Below are 19,180 nucleotides of genomic sequence, written 5' to 3'. Positions count from 1 at the left end.
GATCACATGGCGCCGTTGGCCTGCACCGATCAGGCGCCTCCTCGCCTGCCCCCCATGATGGGGGGCAAGAGAGGATTGCCGCGCGGGGCAGGAATCGTTATCTTGCCCTCTTCACTGGAATCGCCACAGCACAAGGACCCTGACATGCCCAGCCTCGCCAGCATACATCTCTACCCCATCAAATCGACGGCGGGCATGCCGCTGACCCGTGCCCGGGTGACCGAGGAGGGGCTGCTGGGGGATCGCCGCTACATGGTGGTCAAGCCGGACGGCAGCTTCATCACAGCCCGCACCCATCCCCAGCTGCAACTGGTGACGGCCACCCCGGTGGAGGGCGGCCTGCAACTGCGTTACCCCGGAATGGCGCAGCTCAGGCTGCAGGAAGCGGACTTCAGCCGCGCCCCCCAGGCCACAGGCGTCTGGGGCGACAGCTTCCATGCCCTGCACACCCAGTCCCAGGCCGATGAGTGGCTCAGCCGGGTGGCGGGGGAGCCGGTTCGCCTGCTCTGGCTCGGCGAAACCTCTGACCGCTTTCGGGAGAAGACCGGCACCCGGGTCAGCTTTGCCGACGGTTATCCCCTGCTGCTGATCAGCCAGAGTTCGCTGGATGACCTCAACCTGAGATCCGATGCCCTGCACCAGATGAGCCAGTTTCGCACCAACCTGGTGGCGAGCGGCACCCGCCCCTTCGAGGAGGATGGCTGGAAGCGGATCCGCATCGGCGAGGTGGAGTTTCTGGTGGCCAAGCCGTGCAGCCGCTGCATCATGACCACGGTGGAGGCGGGCACGGATCGCTTCAACGCGCTGAAAGAGCCGCTCGCCACCCTCACCCGCTACCGCCGTGGCGAGGATGGGGAGGTCTATTTTGGCCAGAATCTGGTGGCGCTGAACGAGGGCTGGATTGAGGCAGGGAGCGAGATCCAGGTGCTGGAAACCGCCCGTCCCCCCGTCTACCCCAATGCGGCGCCGAAGAAGCGGGAGCTGGTCTGCGTCGCCCGCGAGCCCCTGGCCCGGGATCTGGAGACCTTCTGGTTCGAAGCCGTCGACGGCGAGCCCCTGCCCGACTATCTGCCTGGCCAGCACCTGCCCATCAGCCTCGACATCAAGGGGGAACGGCAACAGCGCCGCTACACCCTGAGCTCCACCCCGGAGAGGCCGGAGCGTTACAGCATCAGCGTCAAGAAGCTGGCCGATGGCCGCATCTCCCCCTGGCTTCACCATGAGCTGCGCGTGGGCGATCACCTGCTGGCCGCCCCCCCGGCCGGCGAGTTTCACTTAGGGTCCGAGCGCAAGCTGCTGCTGCTCTCGGCGGGCTCAGGCGTCACCCCCATGCTGTCTATTGCCTGCACCCTGGCGCTGCGCGGGGAGCTGGAAGATGTTCACTTTATGCACCTGTGCCGCAGCGAGGCCGACATTCCGGCCGCCGCCGAGCTGCATGCCATGAGTCAGGCAGGCATGCAACTGACTCTGATCCTGAGCCAGCCCGATGGCCACTGGCAGGGCATGAGCGGTCGCCTTGGCAAGGGGCACCTCGAGCAGGTCAGGGGTCTACTGGCACGGGAGATCTTCCTGTGCGGCCCCCACGGCTTTATGAGCGAGGCGGCCAGGCTGCTGCAGGAGCAGGGGGTCGCCGCCGAGCGCATCCGCCAGGAGAGCTTTGGCGGGGCCATCCTCTCGGTGGCCCGTCCCCACAAGGCGGTGCAACTGCGCATCGGCGAGCAGACCTTCGCTGGCAACAATCAGGGCACTGTGCTGGATCAGGCCCACAAGCAGGGGGTGGAGCTGCCCTGGAGCTGCCGCGCCGGCATCTGCGGCAGTTGCAAGCAGACCCTGCTCGAAGGAGAGGTGGATCATCCGGACGCCCCGGCCATCACAGCCGCCGAGCGGGCCGCAGGCAAGATCCTCACCTGCTGCGCCGTGCCCCTCTCCGATCTGGTGATCAAATAGGAGGATGGCGCCGCCACGGGTCGGCGCCATCACCGCAAAGCAAAACGGCTGCCCTGAGGCAGCCGTTTTCTTATCGTGTCTGGCAATCAGCCACGCAGGGCGGCGATGCGCTGCTCGATGGGCGGGTGGCTCATGAACAGCTCGCTCATGGAGCGCTTGCCGTTGATGCCGAAGGCCATCATGGTGCCTTCCATCTGCGGCTCGGCGCCACGGGAGAGGCGCTGCAGCGCGGCTATCATCTTGTCGCGACCGGCCAGCTTGGCGGCACCGGCGTCGGCGCGGAACTCGCGCTGACGGCTGAACCACATGACGATCATGGAGGCCAGCACGCCGAACAGCATCTCCAGCACGAACACGGTGATCATGTAGGCAAACCCACCCGAGCTGCTGCTCTCCTCGTCGTTGTTGGAGCTGAAGAAGTTGCTGATGACGCCGGCCACGATGCGGGCGAAGAACATCACGAAGGTGTTCACCACCCCCTGGATCAGGGTCAGGGTCACCATGTCGCCGTTGGCCACGTGGCTCACCTCGTGGGCCAGCACGGCTTCCGCCTCGTCACGGCTCATGCTGTAGAGCAGGCCGGACGACACGGCAACGAGGGAGTCGTCGCGGCGGGCGCCGGTGGCGAAGGCGTTCATCTCGGGGGAGTCGTAGATCCCCACTTCCGGCATCTTGATGCCAGCCTCACGGGCCTGACGGGCGACTGTGCTCACCAGCCAGTGCTCTGTCTCGTTGCGGGGCTGCTCGATGACCTGGACGCCATAGCTGCGCTTGGCCATCCACTTGGACATCAGCAAGGAGATAAAGGAACCCCCAAAACCGAACACGGCACAGAACACCAACAGACCGGAAATGCTGGACTTGTTGATCCCCAGAACCGAGAACAGGATATTGAGTACCACCCCCAGCACCAGCATGACGGCCAGGTTGGTCACCAGGAATAGCATAATTCGCTTCATATTGACTCCTTGTGAGATATAGATGCATGGTTCGGGCCAATTCACAATCGACCCGATACCACACCTGCCCCCGATCATAGACAGACTCGATGAATGTTTGCTGAATGTTGGGCCTCAGAGCAGGGACGAGATGTCGAGACAATCGCGCAGATCCGCCTCGAGCGGCTGGTCTACGAAGGGGATCTCCCCCAGAAATGGGGCCGGCAACATGGCTTTCAAGGTGGCCAGGTTCTCCTGGTAGCGACTCATGTGCGGATCCACCCGATTGACCACCCAGCCGGCCAGGGTCAGCCCCTGATGGCGGATGGCGGCGCAGGTGAGCAGGGCATGATTGAGGCAACCCAGCTTGGCTCCCACCACCAGGATCACCGGCAGGCGCTCAAGGGCGACCCAGTCGGAGAGCAGATGCTGGTGATCCAGCGGCAAAAACCAGCCCCCCGCCCCCTCGACTATCACCCGTTCGGCCCCCGCCCGCTCAATCTCCCGCAACCCGGCAGACAGGCCCGCCAGGGGAATGCTCGCCCCCACCTCCCGGGCGGCTATGTGGGGGGCTATGGGGGGTTCGAAGGCGTAGGGGTTGACCGAGTCGATGGGCAGCGGGAGGCTGGCGGCCGCTTGCAGCTGCTGGGCATCGAGGTTGCGAAGCCCCTCGGGGGTGCGGGCACAGCCGGCGGAGATCGGCTTGTAGCCGGCGCAGGGGATGCCCCGGGCGGCGAACGCCTGCAGCAGGGTACGGGCGACCAGGGTCTTGCCCACGTCGGTGTCGGTGCCCGTGATGAAATAGGATCTGACCATGATGATTCCTCAGCGCAGTTCAAGGCGGCGCTCTGGCACCACCTGGGTATCAATGATGGGCTTGTGCCGGGCGGCGAACCTCGCCCGGCCCAAGGCAAAAACGCGTGTTCCCGCAGCCGGTCAGCGGCGGACAAGGCGCCCGAGACAGACCTCATAGCTGGCGGCCAGCAGGCCGTCGGGCTGGCGGTGGCGCTCATAGGCTTCCCCGAGACGTTTCAGGCGCTGGCGGTTGCCCAGCCCCGCAGCCCTGTCGTCATTGACCTGGCTGGCCCCTATGCCCTTGAGATCCCGCAGCAAGTCGTTGAGCTCCATATAGGCGAGGGACCAGGTGACAGAGGTCAGCTCAGGCGCCTGGAAACCCGCGGCGCCAATGGCCTGCTGCAACTGGGACAGGGCGAGGAAGCGGTTGACGTGGGCATGCCCGTCGACGGCACCCCAGGCCTCGCGCAACTGCCAAAGCGACCCGGCCAGCAGGGTCGAGAAGAAGATCTGACCACCGGGCTTGAGCACCCGGTGGATCTCGGCAAACGCCTGGGCCGGGCGCTCGCACCACTGCAGGGCCAGGCTGGAGAAGACCCAGTCCAGGCTCTGATCCGCGAAGGGCAGCGCCTCCGCATCGCCGCACACCAGCCGGGCGCCGCTGCCACGCAGGGCGGCCTGCGCCAGCATGCCGGGGGCGAGATCCAGCCCGTGCAACTGCTGGCAACGACCCGCCAGCGCGGGCAGGAAGAAGCCGGTGCCGCAGCCCAGATCCAGCCCGGCCCCCGGGCGCATCTCTTTCATACTCCCTTCGCCCATGCGCACCAGCAGCGCCTGCCCCACCTCCTGCTGGAAGCGGGCGTGGGCGTCGTAGTGACGGGCCGCGGCCCCGAAGCGGCGGGCGAGCTGGGCCTTGTCGACCTGCTGGAAACGCTCATGTAGCATGGGCGCCTCCTCCCTGAACACTGGATGGGCAGGGACCCAGGGCCGCGAGCAGGCGATCCACATCCTGCTCGCGGTGGGCGGCACTCAGGGTGATGCGAAGGCGCGCCGTGCCGACCGGCACAGTGGGCGGGCGAATGGCGCTCACCCAGACACCGCGCTCCCGCAGCCGCTCGCTCAGGGCCAGCGCGGGTGTACTCTCCCCCACCAGCAGCGGCTGGATCGGGGTCTCGCTCGCGCCGAGTGTCCAGCCGAGCTGGCTGGCCCCCTGCCGGAAGCGGGCGATGAGCGAACGAAGATGGGCGCGAGCCTCGTCGGCCCTGCGCACCAGCTCGATACTCTTGCTCACCGCGCAAGCCTGCGCCGCCGGCATATGGGTGCTGTAGACATAGTGGCGGGCAAAGTTGACCAGGTACTCCACCAGCTCGCGGCTGCCCCCCACGAAGGCCCCGGCCACCCCGAGCGCCTTGCCAAAGGTGCCCATCTGGATATGCACGCTGGCGGGAGCAACCCCCTGCGCCGCCAGGGTGCCGCGCCCCTCAGGGCCCAGCACCCCGAGGCCATGGGCATCGTCGATCATCAGCCAGTTGCCGCTCTGGGCTGCCAATGTCGCGAGTTCAGTCCAGGGCGCCTGATCCCCGTCCATGCTGAACACCCCCTCCGAGACGATCAGGCCCCGGTTTGGCTCAAGCTGACGCGCGAGCGCGGCCATGTCGTTGTGGCCGAAGCGCTTCATCCTGCAGGGCAGCTGGCTGCCCATCTCCTGCAGGGAGGCGTGGTTGAGCCTGTCCTGCCACAGCAGGTGCTCCTTGCCGAGCAGGGCCTTGAGCACCGCCTGATTGGCAGAAAAACCGCTGTTGAACAGCAGCACAGCCTCCACCCCGAGCCACTCTGCCAAGGTCTCTTCCAGCTGTTGGTGGGCGCGGCTGTAACCAGTCACCAGGGGCGAGGCGCCGGCGCCCGCGCCATAGCGGTCGATCCCCTCGTTGAAGGCGGCCTTGATGGCGGGATGATCGGCGAGCCCCAGGTAGTCGTTGGCAGAGAGGTTGAGGTAGTCGCGCCCCACCACCCGGATCCGCCCGCCGCTCGCCACATCCACAGGGGTGCGTCGGCGCAGCAGGGCGGCCTGCTCACGTTCGGCCAGGGCCTCCCCCAGCGCAAAGGGGCCGGTGACAACAGGGGAAGTCATGGACGGACGGCACCTGCGCGGGAACGGGTGGCATCGTAGAAGAGCTCGCTCGGCTCGCTCTGGCGGCTCACCTCGGCCAGCAGCTCCTCTTCCTGCACCTGATCCGGCTTCTGGGCCCGCTGGGCGGGGCGGATGCCGAGGCGCTTGAACAGCTGCATGTCGCTGTTCTCGTCCGGGTTCGGGGTCGTCAGCAGCTTGCAGCCGTAGAAGATGGAGTTGGCACCCGCCATAAAGCACATGGCCTGCATCTGCTCGTTCATCTTCTCCCGCCCGGCGGAGAGACGCACGTGGGAGGCGGGCATCATGATGCGCGCCACGGCTATGGTGCGGATAAACTCGAACGGGTCCAGATTCTCCTGGTTTTCCATGGGCGTCCCCTTCACCTTGACCAGCATGTTGATGGGCACGCTCTCCGGGTGGCGGGGCAGGTTGGCCAGCGCCATCAAAAGGCCCGCCCGATCCTTTGCCTGCTCCCCCATGCCGACGATGCCGCCGGAGCAGACCTTCATGCCGGCGCCGCGCACGTGCTCCAGGGTGTCCAGGCGGTCCTGATAGGTGCGGGTGGTGATGATGTCGCCGTAGAACTCCGGCGAGGTGTCGAGGTTGTGGTTGTAGTAATCAAGCCCGGCGGCACCCAGGCGCGCCGCCTGATCCGCGGTCAGCATCCCCAAGGTCATGCAGGTCTCCATCCCCAGCCCGCGTACCTCCTCGACCATGCGCAGGATATAGGGCATGTCCCTCTCCTTGGGGTTGCGCCAGGCGGCCCCCATGCAGAAGCGCGACGAGCCGTTGGCCTTGGCCTCGCGGGCCCGCTCCAGCACTTTCTCCACCTCCATCAGCCGCTCGGTCTCGAGCCCGGTGTGGTAGCGGGCGCTCTGGGGGCAGTATTTGCAATCCTCCGGGCAGGCGCCGGTCTTGATGGAGAGCAAGGTGCTCACTTGCACCTCGTTCGGGTCGAAATGGGCGCGGTGTACCGTCTGAGCCTGGAACAGCAGATCGTTGAATGGCAGGGCAAACAAGGCCTGGACCTCGGCGAGGGTCCAGTCGTGACGAAGGGCGTGGCCGCCCAGGGTGAGAGCATTCATACATGGCTTCCAGTTGTTATAAGTGGGATCCTGCGCCGCCATCCTGGGATGAAGGACCGCAAAAGCCGCCACCGGCCGACCTACTCGCGGTGAGGACTGGCGCCAAGTGGCTGAAATTGTTGGCTAGTGTAGAGAGCGCGCGTAGACTGTCAACACCGACCAGATCAAACCAATTGACAACAGAACACAAAATGACCAACCAAGAATTCGACCTGCACCACATCTGGCACCCCTATACCTCCCTCACCCATCCCCTGCCCTGCTATGAAGTGGCCAGCGCCAAGGGGGTGACCCTCACCCTCAGCGACGGCCGCGAGCTGGTGGATGGCATGAGCTCCTGGTGGGCCTGCGTCCACGGTTATCAGGTGCCGGAGCTCGACGCGGCCGCCACCGCCCAGCTCGGCAAGATGTCCCACGTGATGTTTGGCGGCCTGACCCACGCTCCTGCGGTGGCGCTGTGCCGCAAGCTGGTGGAGATCACCCCGGCCGGTCTGGATCGGGTCTTTCTGGCGGATTCCGGCTCGGTGGCGGTGGAGGTGGCGCTCAAGATGGCCCAGCAGTACTGGCACGCCAGGGGTACGCCCCGCGCCAGGTTCGTCTCCCTGCGGGGCGGCTATCACGGTGACACCTTCGGTGCCATGAGCGTCTGCGATCCGGATGGCGGCATGCACGAGCTCTACAAGGGCTTCCTGCCGGAGCACCATTTCGTGACCGCCCCCAGCTGCCGCTTCCACGCAGAGTGGGACGAGAGCTGCGTGGTGGAGCTGGCGACCCTGGTGGCGGACCACCATGAGGAAATCGCTGCCATCGTGCTGGAGCCCATAGTGCAGGGGGCGGGTGGCATGCGCTTCTATCACCCCCGCTACCTGCAGTGGGTGCGCGCCCTGTGCGACGAGTTCGGTTTGCTGCTGATCGCCGACGAGATCGCCACCGGCTTTGGCCGCACCGGCCAGCTGTTTGCCTGCGACTGGGCGGGGATCAGTCCCGACATCATGTGCCTTGGCAAGGCGCTCACCGGCGGCTACCTGACGCTGTCGGCCACCCTGACTACCGAGCAGGTTGCACGCACCATCTGTGACGGCAAGGCCGGCGTCTTTATGCACGGCCCCACCTTTATGGGCAATCCGCTGGCCTGCGCGGTGGCCAACGCCTCCATCGAACTGCTGCTGGCCTCACCCTGGCAGGAACGGGTGCGGGCCATCGAACATCAGCTGCGCACCGAGCTGGTACAGCTGACCCTGCATCCTGCGGTGGCCGACGTGCGGGTACTCGGCGCCATCGGTGTGGTGGAGATGAAGGAGCGGGTGGACGTGGCGCGCATCCAGCGCAAGTTCGTGTCGCTGGGAGCCTGGATCCGCCCGTTCGGCAAGCTCATCTACCTGATGCCCCCCTTCGTCATCAGCCCCGAGGAGCTGCGGGTGCTGACCCGGGCCATCCATGAGGCCATCGCCAGCGGTGAATTCTGAGTCTCGATGAATAGGCTCTGCATGAGAATGCAGGGCCTTTTGGATCTTTTTCATCAGAATGTGAGCGAGACACCAGAACCCGCCAGGCGAGGGGAGTAGACTGCGCGGGTTTTACCCAACAGATGTACCTTTCCCATGCGCCTCTCCATCACTGCCAAGATCAATTTCTTCCTGCTCTTCATCTTCTCCATGGTATTGGTGTTTTCCGCGGCCTATCAGGCGGTGCGCGAGCGCGACCTCATCCTGACCCTCATCAAGGAGCAGAGCCGCGAGCAGACCGAGGCCTATTTCGACGGCCTCAACATGCTGATGCTGACTGGCAAGATGGAGGCCCGCGACACCCTGCGCGCCAAGTTTCTCGATCACGCCCACGTGGAAGATGCCCGCATAGTGCGCGGAGCGCCGGTCAACAAGCAGTATGGGCCTAGCCGCGACAGCGAGGCCCCCAAGGACAGATTCGATGCCCTGGCCCTGGCGGGCAAGGGGAGCCTGGAGGTGGTGCACGACGGCACCCACAGCAAGCTGGTGGTGACCCGCCCCCTGCTGGCCAAGAAGGATTTTCGCGGCACCGACTGCACCAGCTGTCACCAGGTGCCGGAGAATACGGTGCTGGGGGCGGTGCGCTTTGACTACTCCCTCGACACCCTCTTTACCCGGGTCGAGCAGAACATTCTCACCTCGGCCCTGAGCCTCACCCTCATCTTCGGGCTGGGGCTGCTGCTCACCCTCTGGGTCATACGCACCTGGATAGTCCGCCCCCTCAACCAGCTGACCCGCTCCATGGAGGAGGCCACCGACCTGCACGACTTCGGTCACCGGCTGGAGGGCGATGAAGGGGACGAGATAGGCCGGGTGGCCCTCGCCTACAACCAGATGCTCGACAGCGTGGAGCGCCAGCTCGGCAAGCGCCCTGCCCCCTCGTCCCAGGACGAGAAGCCGGCGGATCACGTCAGGTAATAAAACAGCAGGCTGGCGGCCAGGATCAGCAGCAGAAGGAACAGATTGACGTGCAGGGCATCCTCTTGCCGTCGGCTGCGCCTGTGCTCCAGCGCGCTCGTCCCAGGAGGAGAAGCCGGCGGATCACGCCAGGTAGTAAAACAGCAGGCTGGCGGCCAGGATCAGCAGCAGGATGAATAGATTGACGTGCAGGGCATCCTCTTGCCGTCGGCTGCGCCTGTGCTCCAGCGCCAGCACCACCAGGGTCAGCAGGCAGCAACCCCAGAGCCCGTGCACCAGCCAGGGGGTGAGGGCGGGATCCCACTCCTGGCGCACCTTGACCCCGCCATAGACCAGAAAACCGTAGGCCGTCTGCGGCCTGGCGAAGTGGTAAAGGGAGAGCAGGACGATAAAGCCGCTCCAGCAGAGGATCACCAGCCCCTGGAGAACCCGTATCCAGCCATCCGGCCCCCGCCTGCGTTCCTTCACTCTCACCCCCTGCCCAACCGACCGGATCCATGCAAGATTCATGGGGAAAACCCCGCAAGGGTCCGACATTTTTGCTTGTTTATCAAACCCGCGCGGGTAAGATTAACGGCTTAGTCTGCCATGGTGGGCCACTCATGCCCGGGCCAGACCCCTAGTGTTGCAAATAGCGCTGCAAGAACAAGCTGGAGACAATATTTCGATGACGCACGCATCCGTAGTAGATGTGCTGACCGGTAAGTATGCGGTTGGCACCACCCAGACAGTGAAAGGGTGGATCCGGACCCGCCGCGATTCCAAGGCGGGGATCTCATTTTTGGCCATATCCGATGGCTCCTGTTTCCATCCGGTACAGGCCGTCGTCCCCAATACCCTGGCCAATTACGAGAATGAAGTGCTGCGTCTGACCACCGCCTGCTCAGTGGAAGTGACCGGTGTGGTCGTGGCTTCCCAGGGCAGCGGCCAGGCCTTCGAGCTGCAGGCCTCCGACGTCAAGGTCGTGGGCTGGGTCGAAGACCCGGACACCTACCCCATGTCTGCCAAGCGCCACAGCATCGAATACCTGCGCGAGCAGGGTCACCTGCGTGCCCGTACCAACGTGGTCGGCGCCGTGACCCGGGTGCGCAACTGCCTGGCCCAGGCCATTCACCGCTTCTTCCACGAAGAAGGTTATCTGTGGATTGCCGCGCCGCTCATCACCGCCTCCGACACCGAAGGGGCCGGCGAGATGTTCCGCGTCTCCACCCTGGACATGGAAAACCTGCCGCGCACCCCCGAAGGCAAGGTGGATTACGACAAGGACTTCTTCGGTAAGGAGACCTTCCTGACCGTCTCCGGCCAGCTCAACGTCGAGACCTATGCCTGCGCGCTGTCCAAGGTCTACACCTTCGGGCCGACCTTCCGCGCCGAAAACTCCAACACCAGCCGCCATCTGGCCGAGTTCTGGATGGTGGAGCCGGAAGTGGCCTTCGCCAACCTGGAAGACAACGCCGCCCTGGCCGAAGCCATGCTGAAGTACGTTTTCAACGCCGTGCTGACCGAGCGCCGCGACGATCTGGAGTTCTTCGCCCAGCACATCGACAAGGATGCCATCGACCGTCTGGAGCGCTTCGTCGCCTCCGACTTCGCCCAGATTGACTACACCGACGCCATCGAAGTGCTGAAGAACTGCGGCAAGAAGTTCGAGTTCCCGGTCTCCTGGGGTATCGATCTCTCCTCCGAGCACGAGCGCTATCTGGCCGAGGAGCACTTCAAGTCTCCTGTGGTGGTGAAGAACTACCCGAAAGACATCAAGGCCTTCTACATGCGCCTCAACGACGACGGCAAGACAGTCGCCGCCATGGACGTGCTGGCCCCGGGGATCGGCGAGATCATCGGTGGCTCCCAGCGTGAGGAGCGTCTCGAGGTGCTGGATGCCCGTCTGGCCGAGATGGGCCTGAACAAGGAAGATTACTGGTGGTATCGCGACCTGCGTCGCTACGGCACAGTGCCGCACTCCGGCTTCGGCCTGGGCTTCGAGCGCCTGGTGGTCTATGTGACCGGCATGGGCAACGTGCGCGACGTCATCCCCTTCCCGCGTACCCCTCGCACCGCCGAGTTCTAATCGCGGACAGCACGCGAATCGCAAAAAGCCGACCCTTGGGTCGGCTTTTTTTGTTCTTTGCCGTCGCCCTGCACCTACGCCAGGCTGACGACCACCTTGCCCTTTGCGCGGCCGGTCGCCAGATAGGCGAGCGCCTCGCCGACCTGTTCAAACGGAAAGACCCTGTCGATCACGGGCCTGAGCTTGCCCTCGTCGAGCAGCGCGGCAATCCGGGTCAGCTGGGCACCATCCGGACGCACGAACATCATGCCGTAGGTAATACCCCGTCGCCGGGCAAGACGGTGGATCTTCCAGCTCATCAGGCCAAACAGGGCGGTCATGATGACATTCATGTTTCTCGCCCGCGCAAAGGCCGCATCAGGCGGGCCGACCAGCGACAGGAGCCGCCCCCCCGGCCGGAGGATCGACAGTGACCGCTCGATCGCGTCGCCCCGCAAGGTCCCCAGCACCAGATCATAACCCTGCAATAGCGCATCGAACGCCTGCCGTCTGTAGTCGATCACCACCTCGGCCCCCAGCTGCCCTACCCACTCGGCGTTCGCCGTGCTGGTGGAGGTCGCGACCAAGGCCCCCAGGTGCCTGGCCAGTTGAATGGCAAAGGAGCCTATGCCGCCGGAACCCGAGGGAATGAACACCCTCTGACCCGGCGCGAGCGGGGCCTGCTCGGTGAAGGCCTGCCAGGCCGTCAGCGCCACCATGGGAATGGACGCCGCCTGAACGAAGTCGAGGCTGGCCGGTTTGAGGGCCGCCGCGTGTTCGGGTACTACAACCCATTGCGCCAGGGCGCCGCGCCCCAGATCGAAGAGGCTGGCATAGACGGCATCCCCCGGCCGAAACCGCGTCACCCGGCTGCCGACCTCCACCACCACACCGGCCAGATCGCTGCCGAGCACGGCGGGCAGCTCAAACTTGAGCAGGGGTTTGAAGGTGCCTCGCGGGATCATGTTGTCGATGGGATTGAGGCCGACGGCATGCACCTTGACCAGGATCTCGTCCGGCCCCATGGTCGGGTGCGGCAGCTCGGCGAACTCGGGCCGCGCCGAGCGACCATAGTGTCTGAACACAAAGGCTTTCATCATCTTGTTACCAGAAAGCGTGAGGTGACCGAACCAGGCAAACCGCCCTGTCCCACACAGGGCAGCGGCACAGGTCAGGCACGTCCTCATCGCGAGGATAAAAGAGGCGGTCTGGAGAGAGAACTGCGGGTTGGGCGTGGCGCCGTCCCCAGCAGACCGCCGGTCTTGTTGCCGGGATCAGCGGCCCTGAGGCGCAACCTGATAGCGTTCGGCGGCATGGGCCTGCCGAAGGTCGGAGAGCAGCGCCTTGCGCGCGCCATCGAGCTCATCCCAGCGACTGGCCTCATGCAGCGGCGGTATGGTGACCACTTCCCGGCGACCGAAACCGACCAGGGCCGCGTCCACCAGCTCCTCCACCTCCATCAACTCCGGCAAGCTGTCGGGATCGATGCCGGAGCGTGCCCAGATCTCGGTGCGCGTGCCGGCGGGCAGCACCGCCTGCACATAGACCCCGGCGGGAGCGAGCTCCAGGCTCATCCCCTGGGAGAGGAACAGCACGAAGGCCTTGGTCGCGCCATAGAGCGTCATGCCAAATTCGGGTGCGAGCCCGACCACGGAGCCGATGTTCACTATGGCCCCCTCTCCGGCTTGCACCAGTCGCGGGGCTATGGCGGCCGCCAGACGTGCCAGCGCCGTGGTGTTCAGAGTCACCAGTTGCTCGACGCTGCTGGCGGTCTGGGCGAGGAAGTGGCCCACCTGACCCGCCCCTGCGTTGTTGATCAGGATGCCGATGCTGGCATCTTCCCGTAACCGGGCCTCCACGGCGGCCAGCTCCCGGGATTGAGTGAGGTCGGCAGGCAGGATGTCAACGGCGACGCCGTACGCCTGGCGCAGGCGGCCGGCCAGTGCCGTCAGCCGCAACTCGTCGCGGGCGACGAGCACCAGATCGTGGCCGCGCCGGGCGAAGCGGTCCGCATAGGTGGCGCCAATGCCGCTGGAGGCACCGGTGATAAGCACTCTGGGTTTAATGGTCATGATGTCATTCTCTCTGTGATCGTTTTGAACCGGGATGGATGTCGCGCCAGGCACTCAACGGCCGATGGAGCTGTGTCGACAGGGGACCTGCTATGACGCCCCCTGCCCATGTCCGTTTACTCGCCGGCACCCGCCAGGGCCGGGTAGTCGATGTAGCCCTCGGCGCCGCCGCCATAGAGGGTCTCGGGTCTGAGCGCGGCGAGCGGGGCGCCTTGCTGCAGGCGCTCGACCAGATCCGGATTGCTGATAAAGGGGCGACCGAAGGCAAACAAGTCCGCCTTGCCCTGGGCCAGCGCACTGCGGGCCAGCGTCAGGTCATAGCCGTTATTGGCCAGATAGGTCTGCTTGAAGCGCCGACGCAGGGAGGCGAAGTCGAAAGGGGCGACATCCCGGGGGCCGCCGGTGGCGCCCTCGATCACGTGCAGATAGACGACGCCCAGCGCACTGAGCCGCTCGACGAGATAGTCGTACTGCGGCTGGGGATCGCTGCAGGAGATGCCATTGGCCGGTGAGACGGGGGAGATCCGGACCCCGGTGCGATCGGCCCCGATCTCCTTGGCCACGGCGGCGGTGACCTCGAGCAGCAGCCGCGCGCGGTTCTCGATGGAGCCGCCATAGCCGTCGGTACGCAGGTTGGCGCCATCCTTGAGAAACTGCTCCAGCAGATAGCCGTTGGCACCGTGGATCTCGACCCCGTCAAAGCCCGCCGCCATGGCGTTGGCAGCCGCCTGACGAAAGTCGTCGACGATGCCGGGGAGCTCCTCCAGTGCCAATGCACGGGGCATAGACACCTCGACGAACTCATTGTTGACGAAGGTCTTGGTCTGGGCGCGAATTGCCGAAGGGGCCACCGGCGCCGCGCCATCGGGTTGCAGCGCGACGTGGGAGACGCGGCCGACGTGCCACAACTGCACGAAGATACGACCGCCCCTGGCATGCACCGCATCGGTCACCTTGCGCCAGCCCGCAATCTGCGCCGCCGTGTAGAGGCCGGGGGTATCCTGGTAGCCCTGCGCCTGGGCCGAGACCTGGGTCGCCTCGGCGATCAGCAGACCCGCCGTGGCCCGCTGGCTGTAATAGGTGGCGGCATGCTCGCTCGGGACCAGGCCGGGGCCGGCACGGTTGCGGGTGAGTGGCGCCATCACGATGCGGTTGGCGAGGGTGATGGGGCCAAGGGAATAGGCCTCGAAGAGTCTCTTGTCTGTCATGGCGTGCCTCTGTCGTGTGGAACATGGGTCTGGGAAGGAAGGTAGTCCGTATCCCGACATGGCGCCGCCAGGCTCGGGGGCTGCAAGGGTCAATCCAGGGTCAGGGCGTTCAACCCCTTCCCGGGGTCTGCCCATTAAAGATGACGATCATAATCTTTTCAGTCAAGCATTTTGATGATGACCAACATCAATGTATAGTGTTCACCACTTCCATGATTCAGAGGAGGACCGGGTATGAGGGTCACCAAGGCACAGGCTCAGGCAAACCGGGCACACATAGTCGCCACCGCAGCCAGGCTGTTTCGCGAGCGGGGTTACGATGGCGTGGGAGTGGCAGATCTGATGGCGGCGGCCGGCTTCACTCACGGCGGTTTCTACAAGCACTTCACCGCCAAGGCGGATCTGATGGCGGAGGCCGCCGCCTGCGGCTTTGAACAGAGTCTGGAGAAAACCAGTGCTCTGGCTAGCCCCGAGTTTGTCAGGCACTACCTCTCCAGAGAGCACCGCGATGCCCCGGGGGATGGCTGCATCATGGCCGCGCTGTGCGCCGATGCGGCGCGGCAACCGCCCCAGGTCAAGGCTGCCTTCGAGGCCGGCATTGAAGAGATGCTGGCCCGCACCTGTGGCCTGCACGACACGCCGGATACAGAGGAGACCCAGGCCCATCGCGCCAAGGGGATAGCGCTGATGGCACAGATGATCGGTGCCATCATGCTGTCACGGGCCTGTCCGGACGAGTCGCCATTGGCCGATGAGATCCTGGCTGCCTGCCGCGCATCCCTGCTGTCGCAGATTGCCTCTTGCGAAGAGGCGGCCAGCGCCGAGCCAAACCGGGACGCTTGAGCCGGTCATCCAGACTCGCAGGCCGGCGCCGGCCTGCGACCCCCTTCATCCCTTCCCGGTCCTCGGATCCATCCCCTCTTCCCCTGCCTGTCATTCCCCGATCCCCCCTGTTCAAGGGCATATCCATAGTTTTTATGCACTTAAATCGGAAAAGGGTCTGTTATTGAACCACCTCAATTTTTTACCCCTTTAGGGGTGCCAGAATACCCACTAACCCTTTAGGGGCAAATAACCACAACAGATGCTCCCGGGCCCCAGGGCCAGTGCGGACATGGATTCAATCACACGAGGTAATGGAATGATCTTGATGGAATTTTTGGTGGTGCTCGGCTGCTTGCTGCTGGGTACCCGCTTTGGGGGCATGGGACTGGGTCTCATCAGCGGCATAGGTCTGTTCCTGCTGACCTTCGTGTTCGGCCTGGTGCCAGGGGAGCCGCCTGTTCAGGTGATGCTGACCATACTGGCGGTGATCGGCTGCGCCGCCACCCTGCAGACCGCCGGTGGCCTCAACCTGATGATGCAGGTGGCCGAGCGCCTGCTGCGCCGTCACCCGCAATACATCACCATACTGGCGCCGCTCACCACCTGGACCCTCACCTTCCTGTGCGGTACCGGCCACGTGGTCTACACCATGTTCCCCATCATCGCCGACATAGCGCTGCAGAAGAACATCCGTCCCGAGCGCCCCATGGCGGTGGCATCCGTTGCCTCCCAGATGGCGATCTGCGCCTCCCCGGTCTCCGTTGCCGTGGTCTCCATGGTCTCCATTCTGGCGGCCGGTCACGGCATAGGTCAGGCCTACGGCCTGCTCGACATCCTGATGATCGCCATCCCCTCCTCTCTCACGGGTGTGGTCATGGCGGCCCTGTGGAGCCTGCGCCGCGGCAAGGATCTGGACAAGGACGAGGAGTTCCAGGCCAAGATCAAGGATCCGGAGCAGCGCGCCTTCGTCTACGGCGGCGGTGAAACCCTGCTCAACACCAAGTTCCCGAAAGAGGCCTACTGGTCTACCTGGATCTTCTTCGCCGCCATCGCCGCCGTGGTCTTGCTCGGTGCCAACGAAGGTCTGCGTCCTGTGTTCACCATCAAGGACAAGACCGGCCCCCTCTCCATGAACCTGGTGATCCAGATGATGATGCTGATCGCAGGCGCCATCATCCTGATGCGCTGCAAGGTCAAGCCGGGCGATATCTCCAACGGCGCCGTCTTCAAGGCCGGCATGGTCGCCATCTTCTCCGTGTTCGGGGTTGCATGGATGAGCGAGACCTTCTTCCAGGCCCACATGCCGCTGCTCAAGGAAACCCTGGCCCACGTGGTACAGGCCCAGCCCTGGACCTATGCCCTGGTGCTCTTCCTCATCTCCAAGCTGGTGAACAGCCAGGCCGCCGCGCTCACCGCCATCGCCCCCATGGGTCTGGCGCTGGGGGTGGAGCCGAAACTGCTGATCGCCTTCCTGCCGGCGAGCTACGGCTACTTCGTGCTGCCGACCTACCCGAGCGATCTGGCCTGTATCGGTTTCGACCGCTCCGGCACCACCCGCATCGGCAAGTTCATCATCAACCACAGCTTCATCATTCCTGGGCTGATCGGGGTCAGCAGCTCCTGCGCCCTGGGGTATGTGCTGACCACCATCTTGCTGTGATCCAGACGGCGTTCGCCGCGCCATCCCCAACGGGCCCCTTCGCGGGCCCGTTGCCTTTCCCGCCCTCCCGCTTTGCCAAGAACCCGCCGGCTCGGTAGCATGCCTCATCTTTCATGATTGGAATCAACCCCATGTCTCGCGTCATCCTGCTCTGGAGCGGTGGCAAAGATGCCATGCAGGCCCTCTGTCATGCCCGCGATGCGGGTCATCAGGTGGTGGCCCTGGCCACCTTTGCGCCGCCAGAGCCCCGCTTTCTCGCTCACCCCTTGCCGCTGGTGCGCCGTCAGGCGGCGGCCCTCGGGCTGCCCCATCTGCTGGTCACCATAGAGGCGCCGTTCGAGCAGAGCTATGAGACGGCGCTGAGCCGCCTGCAGCAGGAGTGGGCCCTGGATGGTGTGGTCACCGGCGACATCGACAGCGTGGGGGGCGCGCCAAACTGGATCCGCGAACGCTGCCAGCCGCTCGGGCTCGCCGTCCACACCCCGCTCTGGCAGCAATCTCGCGAGGCGCTGCTGGCGGATATGCTGGCCCGCGGCATCGTCGCCCACCTCTCCTGCGTCGATACCCGGGTGCTGGCGCCGGCATGGGCCGGGCGAGTGCTGGATGCGGCCACCCTGACCGAGTTGCAGCAACTGGCCGAGCGTGAAGGGTTCGATGCCTGCGGCGAGCAGGGGGAGTACCACACCATGGTGACCGACGGCCCGGGCTTTGCCGCCCCGCTGCGCCTCGATGGCTGGCAGGTGGCGCGCCAGGATCATCTGGCCTATTTGCTGGAGGACGAGGGATGACGCCTCACTAAGGCGGCACATAAAAAACGGGAGGCGATCGCCTCCCGTTTTGCTTGCCTCTCACGCCAGCCTATCTGGCCAGCTTGCCCAGCACCCGCTGCAGCAGGCGAATGCGCGGCGCTATGCTGTCGAGCAGCAGGAACTCGGCCTCCGAGTGGAAACCGCCCCCCATGGGGCCGAAGCCATCCAGGGACGGCACCCCCGCGGCGGCGGTGAAGTTGGCATCCGAGCCGCCACCGGCCTCCAGCCAGTTGAAGGGGATCCCCTCCTCTTTGGCTGCCGCCTCCACCAACGCCATCAACGCCTCAGTGTCGCCACTCGGGCGCATCGCTGGCTTGAAGCTCTGGCGATCCACCTCGACCCGGCAACCCGCAAGGAAAGGATTCTTGGCCATAAAGGTGAGCCGGTCATGCACCGCCTGCGCCTCTTCGTTACGCCAGAAGCGCAGATCCACGATCGCCTCGGCGAAGTCCGGCACCACGTTGACGCCGGTGCCCCCCTGCACCACCCCTACGTTCATGGTGGTGCCCGTCTCCAGGTTCACCTGCTCGTTGATGGCCAGCACCCAATGGGCGAGCTCGGTAATGGCGGAGATACCCTCGGCCAGGGCCGAGCCCGCGTGGGAGGCCTTGCCGTGGAAGCGGATGCGGTACTTGGCGTTGCCCTTGCGGGCGCTGATGAGATCCCCGCTCGGACGGGCCGCCTCGGCCACCAGCACGCAGCCACTCTGCTTGGCTCGCTCGACCAGCCAATCCTTCGACCAGGGGGAGCCAATCTCCTCGTCGCAGTTGCAGCAGACCAGCACCTTGAGCTTGGCCAGCACGGCCGGGTCCATCCCCTTCAAGGCATACCAGGTGGAGAGCAGGCCGCTCTTCATGTCAGAGACACCGGGGCCGAAGGCCTGATTGCCTTCGACTGTCAGCGGGCGTTTGGCCGCCGTCCCCTCGGGGAAGACGGTATCCATGTGGCCCACCAGCATGACGTCATAGTGATCCGCCCCCGGGGCATTGGTTGCCTCGAGGCAGGGGCCGCACTCGGCGGCAAACTGGTGGCGGCTCACCTGCCAGCCAATGGCCTCGTATTTTTCGGTCATGATGTCGGCCACCCGAGCCACCCCGGCCGGGGTGCGGGTGCCGCAATCCAGGTTGATGAGGGGGGCCAGATCCGCCAGATAGGCGTCCAGAGAAAAAGCGTTGCGAGGATCTGTCATCATCGTCTCCAAAGGGCAAAAGGTCGGGCCTCGCCCTTGCGCAGAGTGAAT

17 protein-coding genes are annotated in these 19,180 nt (G+C 65.0%); 7 read left to right on the top strand and 10 right to left on the bottom strand.

The features are described 5' to 3' along the window. Window positions 1-144: 144 nt before the first annotated feature. A complete protein-coding gene (locus tag AC3WR3_RS16570) occupies window positions 145-1,947 on the top strand; it encodes an MOSC N-terminal beta barrel domain-containing protein (RefSeq protein WP_492292385.1) in 1,803 nt (600 codons plus the stop codon). An 86-nt stretch (window positions 1,948-2,033) separates the two neighbouring features. Here the strand turns inward: AC3WR3_RS16570 and htpX are convergent, their stop codons facing one another. From htpX to bioB, 5 genes are all read right to left on the bottom strand, one after another. Continuing rightward, window positions 2,034-2,906 (bottom strand): protease HtpX, encoded by an 873-nt coding sequence (gene htpX / locus AC3WR3_RS16565; protein WP_171269207.1) that lies wholly within the window; start codon window positions 2,904-2,906, stop codon window positions 2,034-2,036. A 114-nt stretch (window positions 2,907-3,020) separates the two neighbouring features. Then, window positions 3,021-3,701, bottom strand: coding sequence for a dethiobiotin synthase (gene bioD / locus AC3WR3_RS16560; protein WP_139435152.1), 681 nt, complete (start codon window positions 3,699-3,701; stop codon window positions 3,021-3,023). 120 nt (window positions 3,702-3,821) lie between these two features. Further along, window positions 3,822-4,625, bottom strand: a complete 804-nt coding sequence (bioC, locus tag AC3WR3_RS16555) for a malonyl-ACP O-methyltransferase BioC (RefSeq protein ID WP_492292382.1) — start codon at window positions 4,623-4,625, stop codon at window positions 3,822-3,824. Further along, window positions 4,615-5,811, bottom strand: a complete 1,197-nt coding sequence (gene bioF, locus AC3WR3_RS16550) for an 8-amino-7-oxononanoate synthase (protein WP_492292380.1) — start codon at window positions 5,809-5,811, stop codon at window positions 4,615-4,617. The genes bioC and bioF overlap by 11 nt, the downstream gene beginning before the upstream one ends. Then, a complete protein-coding gene (bioB, locus tag AC3WR3_RS16545; protein WP_043131627.1) occupies window positions 5,808-6,896 on the bottom strand; it encodes a biotin synthase BioB in 1,089 nt (362 codons plus the stop codon). The genes bioF and bioB overlap by 4 nt, the downstream gene beginning before the upstream one ends. Before the next feature lie 191 nt (window positions 6,897-7,087). Here bioB and bioA point away from each other — a divergent pair, with 191 nt between their 5' ends. Together bioA and AC3WR3_RS16535 are read left to right on the top strand one after the other, a co-directional pair. Beyond that, on the top strand, window positions 7,088-8,362 hold the full coding sequence (gene bioA / locus AC3WR3_RS16540; protein ID WP_492292378.1) for an adenosylmethionine--8-amino-7-oxononanoate transaminase: 1,275 nt from the start codon (window positions 7,088-7,090) through the stop codon (window positions 8,360-8,362). Window positions 8,363-8,497: 135 nt separating this feature from the next. Further along, window positions 8,498-9,319, top strand: a complete 822-nt coding sequence (locus AC3WR3_RS16535) for a HAMP domain-containing protein (RefSeq protein ID WP_492292376.1) — start codon at window positions 8,498-8,500, stop codon at window positions 9,317-9,319. Between the two features lie 123 nt (window positions 9,320-9,442). Here the strand turns inward: AC3WR3_RS16535 and AC3WR3_RS16530 are convergent, their stop codons facing one another. Continuing rightward, window positions 9,443-9,787 (bottom strand): hypothetical protein, encoded by a 345-nt coding sequence (locus AC3WR3_RS16530; RefSeq protein ID WP_247626885.1) that lies wholly within the window; start codon window positions 9,785-9,787, stop codon window positions 9,443-9,445. Window positions 9,788-9,986: 199 nt separating this feature from the next. On the opposite strand from AC3WR3_RS16530, the gene asnS reads away from it, so the two are divergent. After that, window positions 9,987-11,387, top strand: coding sequence for an asparagine--tRNA ligase (gene asnS / locus AC3WR3_RS16525; RefSeq protein ID WP_139435166.1), 1,401 nt, complete (start codon window positions 9,987-9,989; stop codon window positions 11,385-11,387). Window positions 11,388-11,461: 74 nt separating this feature from the next. Here the strand turns inward: asnS and AC3WR3_RS16520 are convergent, their stop codons facing one another. From AC3WR3_RS16520 to AC3WR3_RS16510, 3 genes are all read right to left on the bottom strand, one after another. After that, window positions 11,462-12,466 (bottom strand): NADP-dependent oxidoreductase, encoded by a 1,005-nt coding sequence (locus AC3WR3_RS16520; RefSeq protein WP_492292374.1) that lies wholly within the window; start codon window positions 12,464-12,466, stop codon window positions 11,462-11,464. Between the two features lie 174 nt (window positions 12,467-12,640). Continuing rightward, on the bottom strand, window positions 12,641-13,438 hold the full coding sequence (locus AC3WR3_RS16515) for an SDR family NAD(P)-dependent oxidoreductase (RefSeq protein ID WP_492292372.1): 798 nt from the start codon (window positions 13,436-13,438) through the stop codon (window positions 12,641-12,643). 116 nt (window positions 13,439-13,554) lie between these two features. Then, complete coding sequence (locus AC3WR3_RS16510; RefSeq protein WP_492292370.1) at window positions 13,555-14,646, bottom strand: alkene reductase; 1,092 nt, start codon at window positions 14,644-14,646, stop codon at window positions 13,555-13,557. A gap of 234 nt (window positions 14,647-14,880) precedes the next feature. Here AC3WR3_RS16510 and AC3WR3_RS16505 point away from each other — a divergent pair, with 234 nt between their 5' ends. The 3 genes from AC3WR3_RS16505 to AC3WR3_RS16495 all read left to right on the top strand — a co-directional run bounded on the left by AC3WR3_RS16505 (window position 14,881) and on the right by AC3WR3_RS16495 (window position 17,919). Beyond that, a complete protein-coding gene (locus AC3WR3_RS16505; protein WP_492292368.1) occupies window positions 14,881-15,489 on the top strand; it encodes a TetR/AcrR family transcriptional regulator in 609 nt (202 codons plus the stop codon). A gap of 298 nt (window positions 15,490-15,787) precedes the next feature. Beyond that, window positions 15,788-17,131 (top strand): anaerobic C4-dicarboxylate transporter, encoded by a 1,344-nt coding sequence (locus AC3WR3_RS16500; RefSeq protein ID WP_404838059.1) that lies wholly within the window; start codon window positions 15,788-15,790, stop codon window positions 17,129-17,131. A gap of 131 nt (window positions 17,132-17,262) precedes the next feature. Beyond that, window positions 17,263-17,919, top strand: a complete 657-nt coding sequence (locus AC3WR3_RS16495; protein ID WP_492292366.1) for a Dph6-related ATP pyrophosphatase — start codon at window positions 17,263-17,265, stop codon at window positions 17,917-17,919. 70 nt (window positions 17,920-17,989) lie between these two features. On the opposite strand, the gene AC3WR3_RS16490 is transcribed toward AC3WR3_RS16495, so the two are convergent. Further along, a complete protein-coding gene (locus AC3WR3_RS16490; RefSeq protein ID WP_492292364.1) occupies window positions 17,990-19,129 on the bottom strand; it encodes a M20 family metallopeptidase in 1,140 nt (379 codons plus the stop codon). Window positions 19,130-19,180 lie beyond the last annotated feature (51 nt).

The sequence above is a fragment of the Aeromonas sp. EU05-FHT14A05 genome (genome assembly GCF_058791175.1).
The sequence above is the reverse complement of the archived record's forward strand: the minus strand, read 5'-3'. Positions and strand labels throughout refer to the sequence as shown.

What these genes read in the sequence shown, in the direction of transcription:
- AC3WR3_RS16570 (WP_492292385.1), top strand. Translation starts at nt 145, where the DNA reads ATGCCCAGCCTCGCCAGCATACATCTCTACCCCATCAAATCGACGGCG.
- htpX (WP_171269207.1), bottom strand. Translation starts at nt 2,906, where the DNA reads ATGAAGCGAATTATGCTATTCCTGGTGACCAACCTGGCCGTCATGCTG.
- bioD (WP_139435152.1), bottom strand. Translation starts at nt 3,701, where the DNA reads ATGGTCAGATCCTATTTCATCACGGGCACCGACACCGACGTGGGCAAG.
- bioC (WP_492292382.1), bottom strand. Translation starts at nt 4,625, where the DNA reads ATGCTACATGAGCGTTTCCAGCAGGTCGACAAGGCCCAGCTCGCCCGC.
- bioF (WP_492292380.1), bottom strand. Translation starts at nt 5,811, where the DNA reads ATGACTTCCCCTGTTGTCACCGGCCCCTTTGCGCTGGGGGAGGCCCTG.
- bioB (WP_043131627.1), bottom strand. Translation starts at nt 6,896, where the DNA reads ATGAATGCTCTCACCCTGGGCGGCCACGCCCTTCGTCACGACTGGACC.
- bioA (WP_492292378.1), top strand. Translation starts at nt 7,088, where the DNA reads ATGACCAACCAAGAATTCGACCTGCACCACATCTGGCACCCCTATACC.
- AC3WR3_RS16535 (WP_492292376.1), top strand. Translation starts at nt 8,498, where the DNA reads ATGCGCCTCTCCATCACTGCCAAGATCAATTTCTTCCTGCTCTTCATC.
- asnS (WP_139435166.1), top strand. Translation starts at nt 9,987, where the DNA reads ATGACGCACGCATCCGTAGTAGATGTGCTGACCGGTAAGTATGCGGTT.
- AC3WR3_RS16520 (WP_492292374.1), bottom strand. Translation starts at nt 12,466, where the DNA reads ATGATGAAAGCCTTTGTGTTCAGACACTATGGTCGCTCGGCGCGGCCC.
- AC3WR3_RS16515 (WP_492292372.1), bottom strand. Translation starts at nt 13,438, where the DNA reads ATGACCATTAAACCCAGAGTGCTTATCACCGGTGCCTCCAGCGGCATT.
- AC3WR3_RS16510 (WP_492292370.1), bottom strand. Translation starts at nt 14,646, where the DNA reads ATGACAGACAAGAGACTCTTCGAGGCCTATTCCCTTGGCCCCATCACC.
- AC3WR3_RS16505 (WP_492292368.1), top strand. Translation starts at nt 14,881, where the DNA reads ATGAGGGTCACCAAGGCACAGGCTCAGGCAAACCGGGCACACATAGTC.
- AC3WR3_RS16500 (WP_404838059.1), top strand. Translation starts at nt 15,788, where the DNA reads ATGATCTTGATGGAATTTTTGGTGGTGCTCGGCTGCTTGCTGCTGGGT.
- AC3WR3_RS16495 (WP_492292366.1), top strand. Translation starts at nt 17,263, where the DNA reads ATGTCTCGCGTCATCCTGCTCTGGAGCGGTGGCAAAGATGCCATGCAG.
- AC3WR3_RS16490 (WP_492292364.1), bottom strand. Translation starts at nt 19,129, where the DNA reads ATGACAGATCCTCGCAACGCTTTTTCTCTGGACGCCTATCTGGCGGAT.